This window comes from Pseudomonas entomophila L48 (genome assembly GCF_000026105.1).
GTDB lineage: Bacteria > Pseudomonadota > Gammaproteobacteria > Pseudomonadales > Pseudomonadaceae > Aquipseudomonas > Aquipseudomonas entomophila.
In genome coordinates, this window is sequence record NC_008027.1 from 5,334,662 (window position 1) to 5,352,000 (window position 17,339).

At 63.9% G+C, this 17,339-nt stretch carries 17 protein-coding genes and 1 riboswitch; of the genes, 12 read left to right on the forward strand and 5 right to left on the reverse strand.

Annotated features, from left to right (window positions below; genetic code table 11):
• Window positions 1–86: 86 nt before the first annotated feature.
• Window positions 87–2,084 carry a transketolase gene (gene tkt, locus PSEEN_RS23220; protein WP_011536018.1) on the reverse strand — a complete coding sequence of 666 codons (1,998 nt, stop codon included), beginning with the start codon at window positions 2,082–2,084 and terminating at the stop codon, window positions 87–89.
• A 259-nt stretch (window positions 2,085–2,343) separates the two neighbouring features.
• Between tkt and PSEEN_RS23225 the strand changes: the two genes are divergently transcribed.
• The 4 genes from PSEEN_RS23225 (at window position 2,344) to PSEEN_RS23240 (ending at window position 6,821) form a co-directional block, all read left to right on the forward strand.
• The gene (locus PSEEN_RS23225) at window positions 2,344–3,336 is read left to right on the forward strand and encodes an ArsR/SmtB family transcription factor (RefSeq protein ID WP_011536019.1); all 993 of its coding nucleotides are present in this window, start codon (window positions 2,344–2,346) and stop codon (window positions 3,334–3,336) included.
• A gap of 19 nt (window positions 3,337–3,355) precedes the next feature.
• The gene (metK, locus tag PSEEN_RS23230) at window positions 3,356–4,546 is read left to right on the forward strand and encodes a methionine adenosyltransferase (RefSeq protein ID WP_011536020.1); all 1,191 of its coding nucleotides are present in this window, start codon (window positions 3,356–3,358) and stop codon (window positions 4,544–4,546) included.
• A 145-nt stretch (window positions 4,547–4,691) separates the two neighbouring features.
• Window positions 4,692–6,365, forward strand: a complete 1,674-nt coding sequence (gene ligB / locus PSEEN_RS23235; protein ID WP_011536021.1) for an NAD-dependent DNA ligase LigB — start codon at window positions 4,692–4,694, stop codon at window positions 6,363–6,365.
• 60 nt (window positions 6,366–6,425) lie between these two features.
• The gene (locus PSEEN_RS23240) at window positions 6,426–6,821 is read left to right on the forward strand and encodes a DUF1090 domain-containing protein (protein ID WP_011536022.1); all 396 of its coding nucleotides are present in this window, start codon (window positions 6,426–6,428) and stop codon (window positions 6,819–6,821) included.
• A 115-nt stretch (window positions 6,822–6,936) separates the two neighbouring features.
• Here the strand turns inward: PSEEN_RS23240 and PSEEN_RS23245 are convergent, their stop codons facing one another.
• Window positions 6,937–7,383, reverse strand: coding sequence for a c-type cytochrome (locus PSEEN_RS23245; RefSeq protein WP_044488514.1), 447 nt, complete (start codon window positions 7,381–7,383; stop codon window positions 6,937–6,939).
• A gap of 119 nt (window positions 7,384–7,502) precedes the next feature.
• Between PSEEN_RS23245 and mltA the strand changes: the two genes are divergently transcribed.
• Window positions 7,503–8,654: a murein transglycosylase A gene (gene mltA, locus PSEEN_RS23250; protein ID WP_011536024.1), complete on the forward strand. Its 1,152-nt coding sequence runs from the start codon at window positions 7,503–7,505 to the stop codon at window positions 8,652–8,654.
• 178 nt (window positions 8,655–8,832) lie between these two features.
• On the opposite strand, the gene PSEEN_RS23255 is transcribed toward mltA, so the two are convergent.
• On the reverse strand, window positions 8,833–9,219 hold the full coding sequence (locus tag PSEEN_RS23255; RefSeq protein ID WP_011536025.1) for an MAPEG family protein: 387 nt from the start codon (window positions 9,217–9,219) through the stop codon (window positions 8,833–8,835).
• A 31-nt stretch (window positions 9,220–9,250) separates the two neighbouring features.
• Window positions 9,251–10,084 carry a DMT family transporter gene (locus PSEEN_RS23260; protein WP_011536026.1) on the reverse strand — a complete coding sequence of 278 codons (834 nt, stop codon included), beginning with the start codon at window positions 10,082–10,084 and terminating at the stop codon, window positions 9,251–9,253.
• Between the two features lie 205 nt (window positions 10,085–10,289).
• Between PSEEN_RS23260 and PSEEN_RS23265 the strand changes: the two genes are divergently transcribed.
• Window positions 10,290–11,528, forward strand: a complete 1,239-nt coding sequence (locus PSEEN_RS23265; RefSeq protein ID WP_011536027.1) for a cation:proton antiporter — start codon at window positions 10,290–10,292, stop codon at window positions 11,526–11,528.
• 109 nt (window positions 11,529–11,637) lie between these two features.
• On the opposite strand, the gene PSEEN_RS23270 is transcribed toward PSEEN_RS23265, so the two are convergent.
• On the reverse strand, window positions 11,638–12,039 hold the full coding sequence (locus PSEEN_RS23270; RefSeq protein ID WP_011536028.1) for an acyl-CoA thioesterase: 402 nt from the start codon (window positions 12,037–12,039) through the stop codon (window positions 11,638–11,640).
• Window positions 12,040–12,377: 338 nt separating this feature from the next.
• Here PSEEN_RS23270 and PSEEN_RS23275 point away from each other — a divergent pair, with 338 nt between their 5' ends.
• The 6 genes from PSEEN_RS23275 to PSEEN_RS23300 all read left to right on the forward strand — a co-directional run bounded on the left by PSEEN_RS23275 (window position 12,378) and on the right by PSEEN_RS23300 (window position 17,240).
• Window positions 12,378–12,884 carry an inclusion body family protein gene (locus PSEEN_RS23275; RefSeq protein ID WP_011536029.1) on the forward strand — a complete coding sequence of 169 codons (507 nt, stop codon included), beginning with the start codon at window positions 12,378–12,380 and terminating at the stop codon, window positions 12,882–12,884.
• Between the two features lie 85 nt (window positions 12,885–12,969).
• Window positions 12,970–13,482, forward strand: coding sequence for a hypothetical protein (locus PSEEN_RS23280; protein ID WP_011536030.1), 513 nt, complete (start codon window positions 12,970–12,972; stop codon window positions 13,480–13,482).
• 98 nt (window positions 13,483–13,580) lie between these two features.
• A riboswitch (S-adenosyl-L-homocysteine riboswitch) is annotated at window positions 13,581–13,676 on the forward strand.
• A gap of 21 nt (window positions 13,677–13,697) precedes the next feature.
• Window positions 13,698–15,107, forward strand: a complete 1,410-nt coding sequence (gene ahcY, locus PSEEN_RS23285; RefSeq protein ID WP_011536031.1) for an adenosylhomocysteinase — start codon at window positions 13,698–13,700, stop codon at window positions 15,105–15,107.
• A gap of 141 nt (window positions 15,108–15,248) precedes the next feature.
• Window positions 15,249–16,094 carry a methylenetetrahydrofolate reductase [NAD(P)H] gene (gene metF, locus PSEEN_RS23290; protein WP_011536032.1) on the forward strand — a complete coding sequence of 282 codons (846 nt, stop codon included), beginning with the start codon at window positions 15,249–15,251 and terminating at the stop codon, window positions 16,092–16,094.
• Between the two features lie 98 nt (window positions 16,095–16,192).
• Window positions 16,193–16,402 carry a hypothetical protein gene (locus PSEEN_RS23295; protein ID WP_011536033.1) on the forward strand — a complete coding sequence of 70 codons (210 nt, stop codon included), beginning with the start codon at window positions 16,193–16,195 and terminating at the stop codon, window positions 16,400–16,402.
• 37 nt (window positions 16,403–16,439) lie between these two features.
• Entirely contained in the window at window positions 16,440–17,240 is an 801-nt protein-coding gene (locus PSEEN_RS23300) for a substrate-binding periplasmic protein (protein WP_011536034.1), read from the forward strand.
• The last annotated feature ends 99 nt before the right edge of the window (window positions 17,241–17,339 follow it).

A 17,339-nucleotide genomic window follows, 5' to 3' on the forward strand; every position in this document is an offset into this window, starting at 1 on the left:
CCACAAGGTACGGTGTACGCCATACCTTGTGGGAGCGGCCTTGCGTCGCGAAACGAGGGCAACGCCCTCGCCTCGCACAGTCTGAATCAGTCTTCCAGCAGCTCTTCGGCGGTGCCCAGGATGTTGTCCAGGGTGAAGCCGAATTCCTCGAACAGCGCGCTGGCCGGCGCCGACTCACCGTAGGTGGTCATGCCGATCACGCGACCTTCGAGGCCGACGTACTTGTACCAGAAGTCTGCATGAGCAGCTTCGATGGCGATGCGCGCACCGACTTGCAGCGGCAGTACCGACTGCTTGTAGGCGGCGTCCTGGGCGTCGAACACGCTGGTGCTCGGCATCGACACGACGCGGACCTTGCGGCCCTGCTCGGTCAGCTTGTCGAACGCCTGGACCGCCAGGCCCACTTCGGAACCGGTGGCGATCAGGATCAGCTCAGGCTCGCCGGCGCAGTCTTTCAGCACATAACCGCCACGGGCGATATCGGCGATCTGCTGGGCGTCGCGTGGCTGATGCTGCAGGTTCTGGCGCGAGAAGATCAGCGCCGACGGGCCATCCTTACGCTCCAGAGCGGCTTTCCAGGACACGGCGGACTCGACTGCGTCGGCCGGGCGCCAGGTGTCCAGGTTAGGGGTGCTGCGCAGGCTGGTCAGCTGCTCGATCGGCTGGTGGGTCGGGCCGTCTTCGCCCAGGCCAATGGAGTCGTGGGTGTAGACGTGGATCACGCGCTGCTTCATCAGCGCCGACATGCGTACCGCGTTGCGGGCGTATTCCATGAACATCAGGAAGGTCGCGCCGTACGGTACCAGGCCGCCGTGCAGGGCGACGCCGTTCATGATCGCGGTCATGCCGAACTCACGCACACCGTAGAACACGTAGTTGCCGCTGGCGTCGTTGGCCTCGACACCCTTGCAACCTTTCCACAGGGTCAGGTTGGAGCCGGCCAGGTCAGCCGAGCCGCCGAGGAACTCGGGCAGCAACGGGCCGAAGGCATTCAGGGCATTCTGGCTGGCCTTGCGGCTGGCGATGGTTTCGCCCTTGGCGGCGACTTCCGCGATGTAGGCGGCGGCCTTCTCCGAGAAGTCAGCCGGCAGTTCGCCGCTCAGACGGCGCTTGAGCTCGCTGGCCAGCTCCGGGAAGGCGGCGGCATAGGCATCGAAACGCTTGTTCCACTCGGCTTCGACCTTGGCACCTTTGTCCGTGGCGTCCCACTCGGCCTTGATGTCGGCCGGGATTTCGAACGGGCCGTGGTTCCAGTTCAGTTCCTTGCGGGCCAGGGCGATTTCATCGTTGCCCAGCGGAGCACCGTGGCAGTCTTCCTTGCCCTGCTTGTTCGGGGAGCCGAAGCCGATGATGGTCTTGCAGCAGATCAGGGTCGGACGGTCGCTCTTGCGCGCAGTCTCGATGGCGGTCTTGATCTCGTCGGCGTCGTGGCCATTGACGTTGCGAATCACCAGCCAGTTGTAGGCTTCGAAGCGCGCCGGGGTGTTGTCGGTGAACCAGCCGTGCACTTCGCCGTCGATGGAGATGCCGTTGTCGTCGTAGAAGGCGACCAGCTTGTTCAGGCCCAGGGTGCCGGCCAGCGAGGCGACTTCGTGGGAGATGCCTTCCATCATGCAGCCGTCGCCGAGGAACACGTAGGTGTTGTGGTCGACGATGTTGTGGCCTTCACGGTTGAACTGGGCGGCAAGCACTTTTTCCGCCAGGGCGAAGCCCACGGCGTTGGCCAGGCCCTGGCCCAACGGGCCGGTGGTGGTCTCGACGCCTGGGGTGTAACCGAACTCCGGGTGGCCCGGGGTGCGGCTGTGCAACTGACGGAACGACTTGAGGTCATCGAGGGTGACGTCATAGCCGGTCAGGTGCAGCAGCGAATAGATCAGCATCGAGCCGTGGCCGTTGGACAGCACGAAGCGGTCACGGTCGGCGAAGCTCGGGTTGCTCGGGTTGTGCTTCAGGTAGTCGCGCCAAAGCACTTCGGCGATATCCGCCATACCCATGGGGGCACCTGGGTGGCCGCTGTTGGCCTTTTGCACGGCATCCATGCTGAGGGCACGAATGGCGTTGGCACGTTCACGACGGCTGGGCATCGCTGAGTCTCCTGGGGCTTGAATAAGTAGTGAAACGAAAAAAGGCGGCCATTTTCGCCCACTGCGGGGGCCGGGGGCAATGACGGATGGTCGCAGTCGGGCTTTTTTCCTGTGTTTATTCGGCAATTTGGGTGAAAACAGCGGAACTGCCCGCAAAGAGGCCCGCACAGGCAAACCCATCCTCCGCCCATCGACCAATATCAAAACTTTTTGATATTGGTCTTGCTAGGGCAACGATGCCTGTCTAGACTCCCGCCCCATGAACGTCAATGCCCCCATCACGCCTCAACGTAACGACGCGTTGGCCGCCCTGTGCAAGGCCAGCGGCGACCCGTTGCGCCTGAACGTGCTGCGCGCGCTGGCCAACGACTCGTTCGGCGTGCTGGAACTGGCGCAGATCTTCGACATCGGCCAGTCCGGCATGAGCCACCACCTGAAAGTGCTGGCCCAGGCCGATCTGGTTGCGACCCGCCGCGAAGGCAACGCGATCTTCTACCGCCGCGCCCTGCCCGACAGCCAGCGCCTGGGCGGCCGCCTGCACACGGCGCTGCTCGAAGAGGTGGACGACCTCGCACTGGCCCAGGACGTGCAAGCGCGCATCGCCCAGGTCCAACAGCGCCGCGCGGCCACCAGCCAGGACTTCTTCCTGCGCGTTGAAGAGAAGTTCCGCGCCCAGCAAGACCTGATCGCCGGCCTGCCGCAGTACCGCGAAAGCCTGCTGGCGCTGCTCGACAACCTGAGCTTCGCGGCCGGTGCCAGCGCCCTGGAGGTCGGCCCCGGCGACGGCGGTTTCCTGCCCGACCTGGCACGGCGCTTCGCCCAGGTCACGGCCATGGACAACAGCCCGACCATGCTCGAACTGGCCCGCCAGGTCTGCGAGCGCAACGAATTGAGTAACGTAAACCTGCAGTTGGCCGATGCACTGAGTGCAACGGATGTGGAAGCCGACTGCGTCGTGCTGAACATGGTGCTGCACCATTTCAGCGACCCGGCCCTGGCCTTGCGCCTGCTGGCCAAACGGGTGAAGGCGGGCGGCAGCCTGCTGGTCACCGAGCTATGCAGCCATGACCAGGGGTGGGCCCGCGAAGCCTGCGGCGACCTGTGGCTTGGCTTCGAACAGGACGACCTGGCCCGTTGGGCCGACGCTGCCGGGCTGACCCCCGGGGACAGCCTCTACGTGGGCTTGCGTAACGGTTTCCAGATCCAGGTCCGGCACTTCCAGCGGGCCGCTGGCGACACACAACATCGGTAAATTTCAGGAACCCATCGAGATGAGCGAATACTCCCTTTTCACCTCCGAGTCCGTGTCCGAAGGGCATCCGGACAAGATCGCCGACCAGATCTCCGACGCAGTCCTGGACGCGATCATCGCCCAGGATAAATACGCCCGCGTCGCCTGCGAGACCCTGGTCAAGACCGGTGTCGCCATCATCGCCGGCGAAGTCACCACCTCGGCCTGGGTCGACCTGGAAGAGCTGGTGCGCAAAGTGATCATCGACATCGGCTACAACAGCTCCGACGTCGGCTTCGACGGCGCCACCTGCGCCGTGATGAACATCATCGGCAAGCAGTCGGTGGACATCGCCCAGGGCGTCGACCGCTCCAAGCCGGAAGACCAGGGCGCCGGCGACCAGGGCCTGATGTTCGGCTACGCCAGCAACGAGACCGACGTGCTGATGCCGGCGCCGATCTGCTTCTCGCACCGCCTGGTCGAGCGCCAGGCCGAAGCGCGCAAGTCCGGCCTGCTGCCTTGGCTGCGCCCGGACGCCAAGTCCCAGGTCACCTGCCGCTACGAGAACGGCCGGGTCGTGGGTATCGACGCCGTCGTCCTGTCCACCCAGCACAACCCTGAAGTGTCACAGAAAGACCTGCAGGAAGCGGTGATGGAGCTGATCGTCAAGCACACCCTGCCGGCCGAGCTGCTGCACAAGGGCACCCAGTACCACATCAACCCGACCGGCAACTTCATCATTGGTGGCCCGGTGGGCGACTGCGGCCTGACCGGCCGCAAGATCATCGTCGACAGCTACGGCGGCATGGCCCGCCACGGTGGCGGCGCGTTCTCCGGCAAGGACCCGTCCAAAGTCGACCGTTCGGCCGCCTACGCCGGCCGTTACGTGGCCAAGAACATCGTTGCCGCGGGCCTTGCCGAGCGCTGCGAGATCCAGGTGTCCTACGCCATCGGCGTAGCCCAGCCGACCTCCATCTCGATCAACACCTTCGGTACTGGCAAGGTGTCCGACGACAAGATCGTCCAGCTGGTACGCGAGTGCTTCGACCTGCGCCCGTACGCCATCACCAAGATGCTCGACCTGTTGCACCCGATGTACCAGGAAACCGCCGCCTACGGCCACTTCGGCCGTACCCCGCAGCAGAAGACCGTCGGCGACGACACCTTCACCACCTTCACCTGGGAGCGCACCGACCGTGCCCAGGCGCTGCGTGACGCTGCCGGCCTGTAAGCCTCCTACAGCGGTAAACGAAAGCCCCTGCCGAGCGATCGGCAGGGGCTTTTTTGTGAAATATCGGCTGACATTTCCCCAGCGCAGAATCCACCCCCGCTGCCTAGGCTGAGCACTCCAAAAACGCCACGCAAGGAGGCTGGCCATGTCACTGCGCCTGCTCATCCCATTGCTGTTTCTCCCTGGCCTCGCCCTGGCCGACCACAGGCCGTGCCCCGACTGGCCGGCACAGCGCGCCCGTGCCGAAGTCAGTCAACTGCTCAAGACCCTCTCCCACTGGGACGATCACTATCATCGCCAGGGCGTCGCGCTGGTGGCGGACGAACTCTACGACCAGAGCCGCCAACACCTTCGGCACCTGCAAGGCTGTTTCGACCTGGCGAGCAACGACGCTCCCCTGGCCACTGCACGTGGCCAGGTCCCTCATCCCGTGCCACACACCGGCGTCGACAAGCTGCGCGACGAGCCTGCGGTACAGCGCTGGCTTCAGGGCAGGCAAGGCATGTGGATACAGCCCAAGGTCGATGGCGTAGCCGTATCGCTGGTGTACCAACAAGGCCAGCTGACCCAACTGCTCAGCCGAGGTGATGGCGTGCTGGGGCATGACTGGAGCCGGCACATCCCCCAGCTGGGTCGTATCGTGCGGCAACTGCCGCAACCGCTGGACACCGTTTTCCAAGGCGAACTCTACTGGCGCCTCGCCGACCACGTGCAAGCCGAGGCGGGCAGCGCCAACGCGCGAGGCATCGTCGCCGGGTTGCTGGCGCGCAAGCAACTGAGCGACGAGCAGGGCTCGGGCATCGGCCTGTTCGTCTGGGATTGGCCCGCAGGGCCAGGCAGCCAGGCTGAACGGTTGGCCCAACTGACCGCCCTGGGCTTTATCGACAGCCAGCGTTTCAGCGTCGCCATCGAGGGTTTCGACGCCGCGGCGCACTGGCGCCAGCACTGGTACCGGACTGCCCTGCCCTTCGCCACCGACGGCGTGATCCTGCGCCAGGACGCCCGACCACCTGCACAGCGCTGGCGAGCCCAGGCCCCTTACTGGATTGCCGCTTGGAAATACCCCTTCAGCCAAGCCCTGGCGCAGGTCCGCGACATTCACTTCCGCATCGGCCGGACCGGGCGAATCACACCGCTTTTGCAACTGGAGCCCATTCAACTGGATGACCGGCGGATCAGCCAGGTCAGCCTCGGCTCCCTGGCCCGCTGGACACAACTGGACATCCGGCCGGGTGACCAGGTGGCGGTCAGCCTGGCAGGCCTGACCATCCCACGAGTGGAGAGCGTGGTACATCGCAGCCCGCTGCGAGCGCCAGTGCTCGTGCCCGATCCAGCGGACCATCACTTGCTGAGCTGCTGGCAGGCCAGCCCGGCCTGCCAGGAACAGTTTCTCGCCCGCCTGGCCTGGCTGGGTGGCAACAAGGGGCTGGACATGGCCGGGGTCGGTTCCGGCGTCTGGCATCAACTGGTCGAAAGCGGAAAGGTCGCCACCTTGAGCGATTGGTTGGAGTTGACCCGGGAGGACCTGCTGGAAGTGCCGGGTATCGCCCAGGCGCGAGCCGAACGCTTGCTACAGGCGTTCTCCCTTGGGCGCCGGCAACCTTTCGAACGTTGGCTGCGGGGCCTTGGCCTGCCGGCCCCCAGCCATTTCTCGCCTGGGGCCGACTGGTCCGCCCTGGCCTCCAGAAACATCGAGCAATGGCTTGCTGAACCGGGTGTCGGCGCCGTTCGCGCCGCGCAATTACAGGCATTCCTCTCCCATGAGCAGGTGCAAGCCTTGGCCCGACGCCTGCGCGCCCATGAAATAGAGGGTTTCTAATTTCCGCGGATCAGGGCAGCATTTCGCTTTCCGTTGCCCTGCCTTCGAATGGAGTCCCTGATGAAACTGCTCTCGTCCATCGCACTGTCCGCCTTGCTCGGCCTGACCGCCCAGACCGCGCTGGCCGCCGAGGAGCAACCTGTGCTGACCGGCTGCGCGGCCAAACGCCAGGCCATCAGCGAGCAGATCGAGCAGGCCCGCGCCCATGGCAACAGCGACCAGCAGGCCGGGCTTGAAAAAGCCCTGGCCGAAGTCACCGAACACTGCACCGATGTGGGCCTGCGCAAGGAGCGTGAACAGAAGGTGCTCGACGCCCGTCATGAAGTGAACCAGCGCACCAAGGATCTGGACAAGGCGATGAAGAAAGGTGACGCGGAGAAGATCAACAAGCGCAAGGACAAGCTCGCCGAGGCGAAGAAGGAGTTGCAGGAAGCCGTGGACGAATTGGAGCGTTAACCCTCACACGATCACTGTAGGAGCGGTTTCAGCCGCGATCACCCGCGAAGCGGGTGCCGCACACCGTGCCGTCTGCATCGCGGCCAAAGCCGCTCCTACAGAGGACTCTGCTCCTTCAATGATTGCGAAACTCGTTATGACAGGCCTTGCACGCCGCCTCGACCTTGTCCATCGGCGCCTTCATCTGTGCAACGTCCAGCGGCTGGGTGCGGGTCACTTCGACCAGCTCGCCGGTAACACCCTCCAATTGGCGGGCCAGGTCCTGGAACCTGACCTGACGCTCCCAGACTTCCGGCCGCGCACTGCTGTCACCCTCGTCACGCACTTGCGGGAAATGCTGCCAGGGCTGATGGGACAGACCATCGAGCTTCACCGCCCCATCAGCGAACTTCGCGCCATCGAACGGCAAGCGGCCACGCAGCATGCCGCCCATGTCTTCACTGGTCTTGAGCATCGCCTTGAAAATGGCCTTGCGCTGGCCCAGCGGCGAGTTTGGGTCAACGCGGTCACAGGCACTCAGGGCAAGGGCGGCGAGCAGAACTACGGTCAATCGCTTGAACATCACGGTCACTTCGGCCTGGCAAAACGGGCGGTCAGTATCACCGCCTGTCGGGCAAAGACCAATAGCCACACAGAAAACAGGGGCGATTTTTCATCTTCCCCCGTATCAGGATCACATTCATGACATCTGTAATGCGCCATCTCATCTGGGCAATCCCGGCCTTGGCCCTCTTGGCCGGCTGCAATGGCGGCGAGAACGCCAAGCCCGAACCCCATGCCATTGCCACCTATGCCAACGCCACCTGGCAAGACCTGCCCACGGTCAGCGACAACGATCTGCTGGCCGGTTTCCAGGCCTGGCGCAATGGCTGCGAGAAACTCACCCGCGACCCGGTCTGGGCTGAAACCTGCACGGCTGCCGCCGGTGTCGCGCCAGACCCCGCCCAGGTACGCGCCTTCCTGCAGCAGAACCTGCAGGTCCACGGCCTGCGCTCTGCCGAGAACAATGCCAACGGCCTGATCACCGGTTACTACGAACCGGTCTACCCCGGCAGCCTGACCCGTACCGAAGCCGCTCACGTTCCGGTGTATGGCGTTCCCGAGGACATGATCGTGGTCGACTTGGCCAGCGTGTACCCCGAGCTCAAGGGCAAGCGCCTGCGCGGGCGCCTCGAAGGTCGCGTGCTCAAGCCCTACGACACCGCCGAGGTGATCAACCGCGAGGGCGCCAAAGCCCCCGTGCTGGCCTGGCTGACCGACCCGATGGACTTGCAGTTCCTGCAGATCCAGGGCTCGGGGCGCATCCAGCTGGAAGGCGGACGGCAGCTGCGCCTGGGTTATGCCGACCAAAACGGCCACCCCTATCGACCGATCGGCCGCTGGCTGATCGAGCAGGGCCAGCTCAAGAAAGAGGATGTGAGCATGGGCGCCATCCACGCCTGGGCCCAGGCCAACCCGCAACGTGTGCCGGAACTGCTGGCCAGCAACCCCAGCTATGTCTTCTTCGGCACTCGCCCAGACAGCAACGAAGGCCCGCGCGGGTCGCTCAACGTGCCGTTGACCGCAGGTTACAGCGTGGCCATTGATCGCAAGGTGATTCCACTGGGCAGCCTGCTATGGCTCTCCACCACACGCCCCGACGGTTCGCCGGTAGTGCGCCCGGTGGGTGCGCAGGATACCGGTGGTGCCATCACCGGCGAGGTGCGTGCGGACCTGTTCTGGGGTACGGGAGCAGAGGCTGGCGAGCTGGCCGGCAACATGAAGCAGCAGGGGCAGATCTGGATGCTGTGGCCCAAGGGAAAGCCACTGCCAGAGGTACCCAAGGTTCCTTGATGGCCGTATGCATCCTGTAGGAGCGGCCTTGTGCCGCGAAAGGCCCGCGGAGCGGGCCCGGCAATGTCTGCTGCGAGGCTGAAAATGTGGGGCCGCTGCGCGCCCCGTTCCGGCCGGTCCGACGCCTCGGCAAGGCCGCTCCTACAAAAATCAGCGCAAACCGACTGATTTTCTCAGGTCAAATGGACACCACGAAGAACGACACGATCAACGCCAGCCCGGCAAACCACACCAGCGAGCGCAACGCCGCCCAGTCCGCCAGATAGCAGATGATGTAGAGCAGGCGGCTGGTGATATACAGCACCGCCAGCACATCCTGGGTCACCTGCTCGGCGTTGCCGACGATATCGGCCACCAGCACCGCCGCGGCAAACGCCGGAAACGCCTCGTAGCCGTTCTGCTGCGCGGCGTGGGCACGCCGTGGCAGACCGGAGAGTTTGTCGAGGAACGCGCGCGGATCGTGATTGTCCTTCAGCCCGAAGCGGCCGCTGCCCGCCTTGGCAATCAATGCACAAAGCGGCGGCAGGACCAGCGCGATCAGGATGCACCACAGGGCTACGGTCATGCACAGGACTCCTTGTTCAAAGGGAATAGGTTCAGAGCTTCATCACCAGCATGCCTGCCAGCACCAGCCCGCAAGCTAGGAGTCTCGGCCCGCCAAAAGGTTCTTTGAGGTAACGCATGCCCAGCAGCACCACAAGGATCACGCTCAGCTCGCGCAACGCCGCCGCTTCGGCCACAGAACCCAGGTGCATGGCCCACAGCACCAGAGCGTAGCTCAGCAGCACGCACAGCCCCACGGCCAGCCCCAACCGCCACTGGGTGCGCCAGAACAGCGCGAACTGCGGGCGGCGGGCGACGCCGGCCAGCAGCGGGAACGGCCAGGCACTGAGCAGGGTCAGCCATACCAGGTAGTCCATGGGCTTACCCCACAGGCGCACGGCCTGGCCATCGAACCACGTGTAGCAGCCGATACACAGGCCGATCAGCGCCACCACCGGCAGCATCGACCAAGGCAGGCGATCACCGCCCCCGCCTTGCCACAACAGGCAGGCCATGCCACACGGGATCAGCAGGATGCCGATGATCTGTTGCTGGCTGAGCGACTCGCCGGCAAAGGCAAGGGTCAGCCCCAGCACGACCAATGGCGACAGGCCGCGCATCAGCGGATAGACCAGGCCCAGGTCACCCACTTTGTAGGCTTTTATCAACAGGTAGCGATACAGCTGTTCGGCAAGCGCCGACGCCAGCAGCCAAGGCCAGATGCTGGCCGGGGGAAAGTCGACGAAGGCCACGGCCAGTACCGCGAAAACCAGCGCGACCAGATCCATGCTGGCGATGACCAGCAGGCGTTCGGCGCTGAATTTGATCAGGGTGTTCCAGGTGGCGTGCAGCAGGGCCGCGACCAGAACCAGGGAGGTTGCCAACACGCCTTTGGGTCCTTGAGGCCGATGAGAGGCGATCACTATATAGCGTCACGGCGGGTTCGCCGGCAAGCCGGCTCCTACAAGGGGGGGGCGGAACGAATTCGGTAATTCCGGTCATAAGGTGTGTCCCGGGTGCCGCGTCAGATCATCAAAGAACTGCCCGGTTCACTCGGGTAACGACTTGGAAGCCACTGTCACAGGATTCGGGATGCTTGAATTAGTTGCCGCGTTTATCTGCCTCACCACCCTCCTCACCTACGTGAACTACCGCTTTATCGGCCTGCCGCCGGCCATTGGCGTGATGGTCACCGCACTGCTGTTTTCCCTGCTGCTCCAGGGCCTGAGCCTGATCGGCTTCCCCGGCCTGGAAGAGCGCGTCGAAGGCTTGATGAACCAGATCGACTTCAATGACCTGCTGATGCACTGGATGCTGTCGTTCCTGCTGTTCGCCGGCGCCCTGCACGTCAACCTCGCCGACCTGCGCAGCTACCGCTGGCCGATCGGCCTGCTGGCCACGCTGGGCGTGCTGATCGCCACCGTGGTGATCGGCTACCTGGCGCACTGGGTGTTCGCCCTGTTCGGCTGGAACGTGCCGCTGATCTACTGCCTGCTGTTCGGCGCGCTGATCTCGCCGACCGACCCGATTGCCGTGCTGGGCGCCCTGCGTACCGCCAATGCCTCGAAACCGCTGAAGACCACCATCGTCGGTGAGTCGCTGTTCAATGACGGCACCGCGGTGGTGGTGTTCACCGTGTTGCTGGGCATCATCCAGCTGGGTGAAACCCCAAGCATCGCCGACACCGCCACCCTGTTCGCCCGCGAAGCCATCGGTGGCATCGTCTTCGGTGGCCTGATCGGCTACGCCACCTACCGCATGATCAAGAGCGTCGAGCAATACCAGGTCGAGGTCATGCTGACCCTGGCGCTGGTCATCGGTGGCTCGGCGATGTGCTACGAGCTGCACGTCTCGGCGCCGATCGCCATGGTGGTGGCCGGCCTGATCATCGGCAACCTGGGGCGCAACCTGGCGATGAACGACATGACCCGCCGCTACATGGACGGTTTCTGGGAACTGATCGACGACATGCTCAATGCCCTGCTGTTCGCGCTGATCGGCCTGGAACTGTTGCTGCTGCCGTTCAACTGGCTGCACCTGGCGGCTGGTGGCGTGCTGGCGGTGGCGGTGCTGGCCTCGCGCCTGCTGACCGTGGCGCCGGCCATCGTCTTGCTGCGCCGCTGGCGCAGCGTGCCCCAGGGCACCATTCGCGTGCTGACCTGGGGTGGCTTGCGCGGTGGCGTGTCGGTGGCCCTGGCGCTGTCGTTGCCGCAGGGCGATGAGCGCGACCTGCTGCTGTCGATCACCTACATCGTGGTGCTGTCGTCGATCCTGGTGCAGGGTTTGACAGTAGGAAAAGTGGTGCGCAAGGTGAGCCAACCGGCCGAATGACGCGCGGCGTAGGAGCCGGCCTTGCCGGCGAACACCGGCATGGCCGGTGCCATGCACCGCGGTGCCTGGGGTTCGCCAGCAAGGCTGGCTCCTACTTCCCTTGCGGCGCTTATTCGACGGCGCTGTCCGGGAACTGGTCCTGGATGTACTTGATCTCGGTACGCCCGTGCGGTGCCGGCTGGCCATCCTCGCCCAGGTTGACGAAGACCATCTTGTCGACGGTCAGAATGGCCTTGCGGGTGATCTTGTTGCGCACTTCGCACTTGAGGGTGATGGAGGTGCGACCGAACGCGGTGGCGGTGATGCCCAGCTCGATGATGTCGCCCTGGCGCGAGGCGCTGACGAAGTTGATCTCGGAAATGTACTTGGTCACCACGCGCTGGTTGCCCAGCTGGACGATGGCGTAGATCGCCGCCTCCTCGTCGATCCAGCGCAGCAGGCTGCCGCCGAACAACGTGCCATTGGGGTTGAGGTCTTCGGGTTTTACCCATTTGCGGGTGTGAAAGTTCATCTGTACTCCTGGCCGGTGGCCTCATGAACGTCGAGCGGCGGGGCGGCGGATCAGCCGGCCCGGCCACGCCCTACATGGTAGTCCCATTGACTTGCGTCAACCATGTCCACGCCCTACGACCATTGGTCAGTATCCGCAGGCCGCCGTTTGACACCCACCCCCACGGATCTAGCCTGATCCTGTGATCCGCAGATCACTCCAAGTGGTCGGACAACCGGAACTTGGCATACGGCGCGGCGAGACCGGCATTCGCGGGAAGCGAGGCTCCGGGCAGTGCCAGTGGAGAGCGACTGAGGCTCACCATTGACCTACTCGAAATCAGTGAAAGGGAATCCACTATGTCCAGAATCATTGATGTCAGCATCAACTTCGACACCGAAACCATCCTCAAGAAGTTCCCCAACGCGAGCAAGGACCCGAACAAGCCCACGTTCATCCCGCCGGAACATATCTACATGGTCACCTACCAGGACAACGTCATCTCCGGCCAGGCCGGGGGTGAATTGCACCTGAAAGGTCGGGTAGGCGATGTGGTCCGCTGGCGCGAGCAGAGCATCTCGTTCGGCTTCGAGCAGTCGGTGATCCTCTATGGGTTCGTATCGGACGATCCGAACCATCAACTGCTGGAGGATCCGCGCGCGCTCAAGGCCAAGGTGCAGACCGCCGTACCGAACGCCAACAACAAGACCGTGCCAACCTGCCAGGTCAACGAAAACTACTACTGGCGCGGCGACCTGCTCGCGCAGGGCAAGGTCACCTACCACTTCAAGTTCATGATCATCGACCGTGACTGCAAGTGCTGCGGCTACTTCGAATGGGATCCGTTCATCACCATCACCAACTGATCCACGCCGCGCACCGCCGAGCCTGGGGCCGGCGGTGCGCGCCTGTACCCGGACCTATCGTTGGTGCTCAAGGAAGGAGCGCATCATGACTACGGAGAATTCCCCCCATCACTTGCTGCTGATCGTCGACACCCGGGGCCTGCTGGAGGCCTTCGCGCAACTCCCCGACGACCCCGACGCACCCGCCGAACTCGATCCCCGGCACCTGTGCATCCTGCACACCCGCCCGACATCGGAAGAAACCCTGCTTCTCGACTCTCCAGCACTGGACGTGGCGACCGGAGACACCCTGCTCCTCAAGGTGATCCCGGTGGCGCTGCTCGGTGAAGAAATGCTGTTCAGCCACAGCCCCGCCAGCGAACCGCCGCTGGACATCGAGCTGATCGAACAACGCAACCTGCGCCTGGCGCTCCCCGATGCCTCGGCGCCCCTGCAACCGGAAAGCTGCCTGGTCGATACTTATCACTGGCGTATCCAGTGCGACACACCGGGCGAGTTCGCGCTGACCTGGCAGGTCATGGTGCTCGCCCAGGGCTGCGAGCCCATGGCCCACCTCACCCTGCGTCTTGCATTGCGGACCAACGGCCGCCCTCAGTGAGCCCATCTGTGCTGTTTAGCGCTTGGGATGCATCGAAAGCCCCGCTATAATCGCCCGGCACTTTCGACGGTGGCCCCTGCGGCCGCCGTTCCCGCCACCCGGCCGAGGGGCGCTGCAGCAGGTTCGTCCTGTCAGGCTCGGTCGGGGCGTTGTCCGCGCAGCGGACGCTCAACGCACAACGGCGCCCATTCGCACACTACGAATGGAGGCTCTCAATGAGCGCTGTAAACACGCCTGCTGGTTTTTCCGACTTCAAGGTCGCCGACATCTCCCTGGCCGACTGGGGCCGCAAGGAAGTCATCATCGCCGAATCGGAAATGCCCGCGCTGATGGGCCTGCGCCGCAAGTACCAAGCCGAGCAACCGCTCAAGGGCGCGAAGATCATCGGCTGCATCCACATGACCATCCAGACCGCCGTGCTGATCGAAACCCTGGTTGCCCTGGGCGCTGAAGTACGCTGGTCGTCCTGCAACATCTTCTCCACTCAAGACCAGGCCGCCGCCGCCATCGCTGCCGCCGGTATCCCGGTGTTCGCCTGGAAAGGTGAAACCGAGCAGGAATACGAGTGGTGCATCGAGCAGACCATCCTGAAGGACGGTCAGCCTTGGGACGCCAACATGGTCCTGGACGACGGTGGCGACCTCACCGAAATCCTGCACAAGAAATACCCGGCCATGCTGGAGAAGATCCACGGCGTGACCGAAGAGACCACCACTGGCGTGCACCGCCTGCTGGACATGCTGGCCAAGGGCGAGCTGAAAGTCCCGGCGATCAACGTCAACGACTCGGTCACCAAGAGCAAGAACGACAACAAGTACGGCTGCCGTCACAGCCTGAACGACGCCATCAAGCGCGGCACCGACCACCTGCTGTCGGGCAAGCAGGCCCTGGTGATCGGCTACGGCGACGTGGGCAAGGGCTCGGCCCAGTCCCTGCGCCAGGAAGGCATGATCGTCAAGGTCACCGAAGTCGACCCGATCTGCGCCATGCAGGCCTGCATGGACGGCTTCGAAGTCGTCTCGCCGTTCAAGGACGGTATCAACACCGGTACCGAAGCCGGCATCAACAAGGACCTGCTGGGCCGCATCGACCTGATCGTCACCACTACCGGTAACGTCAACGTCTGCGACGCCAACATGCTCAAGGCCCTGAAGAAGCGCGCCGTAGTCTGCAACATCGGCCACTTCGACAACGAGATCGACACCGCCTTCATGCGCAAGCACTGGGCGTGGGAAGAGGTCAAGCCACAGGTGCACAAGATCCACCGCACCGGCGCCGGCACCTTCGACCCGCAGAACGACGACTACCTGATCCTGCTGGCCGAAGGCCGCCTGGTGAACCTGGGCAACGCCACCGGCCACCCGAGCCGCATCATGGACGGCTCGTTCGCCAACCAGGTCCTGGCCCAGATCTTCCTGTTCGAGCAGAAGTTCGCCGAACTGCCAGCCGCGAAGAAGGCCGAGCGCCTGACCGTGGAAGTGCTGCCGAAGAAGCTGGACGAAGAAGTGGCCCTGGAAATGGTCCGCGGCTTTGGTGGCGTGGTCACTCAGCTGACCCCGCAACAGGCTGAGTACATCGGTGTGACCGTCGAAGGTCCGTTCAAGCCGGACGCCTACCGCTACTAAGCGGCGGGTTGCCAGTACCCGGTACCTCGCCGGGCACTGGCTGGCAACGTTTCGAACCGATGTCCGAGCCAGGCCGGCCCCCACCGTCCTGGCTTTTATTTGCAGGCAGCTGCCCAGTGTTCGCTGTCCAAGGAACCAGAGATGTCACAAGAACGCCGCTACAGTTTCGAGTTCTTCCCCACCAAGACCGACGCCGGCCATGAAAAGCTGATGGGCGTCGCCCGCCAGCTGGCCAGCTACAACCCGGACTTCTTCTCCTGCACCTACGGTGCCGGTGGCTCGACCCGCGACCGCACGCTCAACACCGTGCTGCAGCTGGAGAGCGAAGTGAAGGTCCCCGCAGCGCCGCACCTGTCGTGCGTGGGTGACAGCAAGGACGACCTGCGCGCCCTGCTCGCCGAATACAAGGCCGCCGGCATCAAGCGCATCGTCGCCCTGCGCGGCGACCTGCCCTCCGGCATGGGCATGGCCAGCGGCGAGCTGCGCTACGCCAGCGACCTGGTCGAGTTCATCCGCCAGGAAACCGGCAACCACTTCCACCTGGAAGTCGCTGCCTACCCGGAGATGCACCCCCAGGCGCGCAACTTCGAAGTGGACCTGGCCAACTTCGCGCACAAGGTCAAGGCCGGTGCTGACAGCGCCATCACCCAGTACTTCTTCAACGCCGACAGCTACTTCTACTTCGTCGAGCGTGCGCAGAAGCTGGGCGTGGACATCCCGGTGGTGCCCGGCATCATGCCGATCACCAACTACAACAAGCTGGCGCGGTTTTCCGACGCCTGCGGTGCAGAGATCCCGCGCTGGATCCGCAAGCAGCTGGAAGCCTATGCCGACGACACCGCCAGCATCCAGGCCTTCGGCGAGGAAGTGATCACTCGCATGTGCGAGCAATTGCTTCAAGGCGGCGCCCCTGGCCTGCACTTCTACACCCTCAACCAGGCCGAGCCGAGCCTGGCTATCTGGAACAACCTGAAGCTGCCGCGCTGAAGGTATTTCCCAGTAATAATTATTTCGAGCTATGAAGAAGGCTTTGGCTTAGGCTAAAGCCTTCTTCAATTTTGCCTCGCAATAGGTTAGCGGCCAGCATGCAGCCCTCTCCAACCGCCACGCCTCAGCTTGTCTACCTGGCATTCGGTGCGTCCACCTACCACCAGGAGGCTTGCTTCAGCATTGTCAGCGCCCCGTCCCATCCACGGCCGAGCGAGACCATGGGCAATCTGGTCTACACCGACGACCCTGCACCCTACGGCAAGCTGCCCGTGACCCTGCGGCTGCTCCAGCAGCAGAAGGCCTGATCGACATGCCGGGCACGCCACCGCAGGGACACCGACCTTGCCTCTGACACGCGCCCTGCTCTCACTCCTGCGCCCTGCCGGCCTTCTGTTGCTCATATGCCTGAGCCCCCAGGCACACAGTGAGCGGCTGCGTATCGTCAGTGACGACTGGGCCCCTTACCTCTACCAGGTAAATGCCCAGGCCAAAGGCATCGACTACGAAGTCACCAATGAGGTATTCAAACGCCTTGGTGTCGAGGTGGAGTGGGAATTCCTGCCCTGGAAGCGCTGCATGGCGATGATCCAGCAAGGGCTGGCTGACGGCGTGATGGATACTTTTCGGGTCGAATCGCGTCAGGGCTATCTGATCTATCCGGACGAGCCCATGTCGGATGTCGAGTTCATCCTGTACCAGGCCCGTGCCCGGCGCCACGCCATCGAACGCCCCGAAGACCTGGCCGGCCTGACCGTAGGGACCTCACCGGGCTACAACTATGGTGATGCCTTCGATAATTCAGCGTTGTTTCGCCGCGAATCGGCCCCGACTCAGGAAGCCAATTTCGGCAAGCTGGCACTGGGGCGCATCGACCTGCTGGTGACCGATCGCCGGGTCGGCCGCTTCCTGAGCCGGCAACTCGGCATGGAGCAGACGGTCGAGGCCCTCCCCATTGTCATAAGCCGTCGCCAACAGTACCTGGGACTGGCGCGCAAACCGGGCCGAGAGCAACTGGCCAAGGCGTTCTCGGACGAACTGCGGCGCTTCAAGCAGGAGCCGGCCTACGCCGCCATCGCCTTGCGCTATGACAACCTGGATAACTTTCCTGTCACCGTTGAGCAGCAGGAACGCAGCACGCGCTGATTGCTCTGTTATACTCGGGCCTTCCCGCCAGGCTCACGCCCGGACGCTCGGCCTCACCACAGGCATCCCAAACGACGGCAGCATCTCCATGATGCCCGC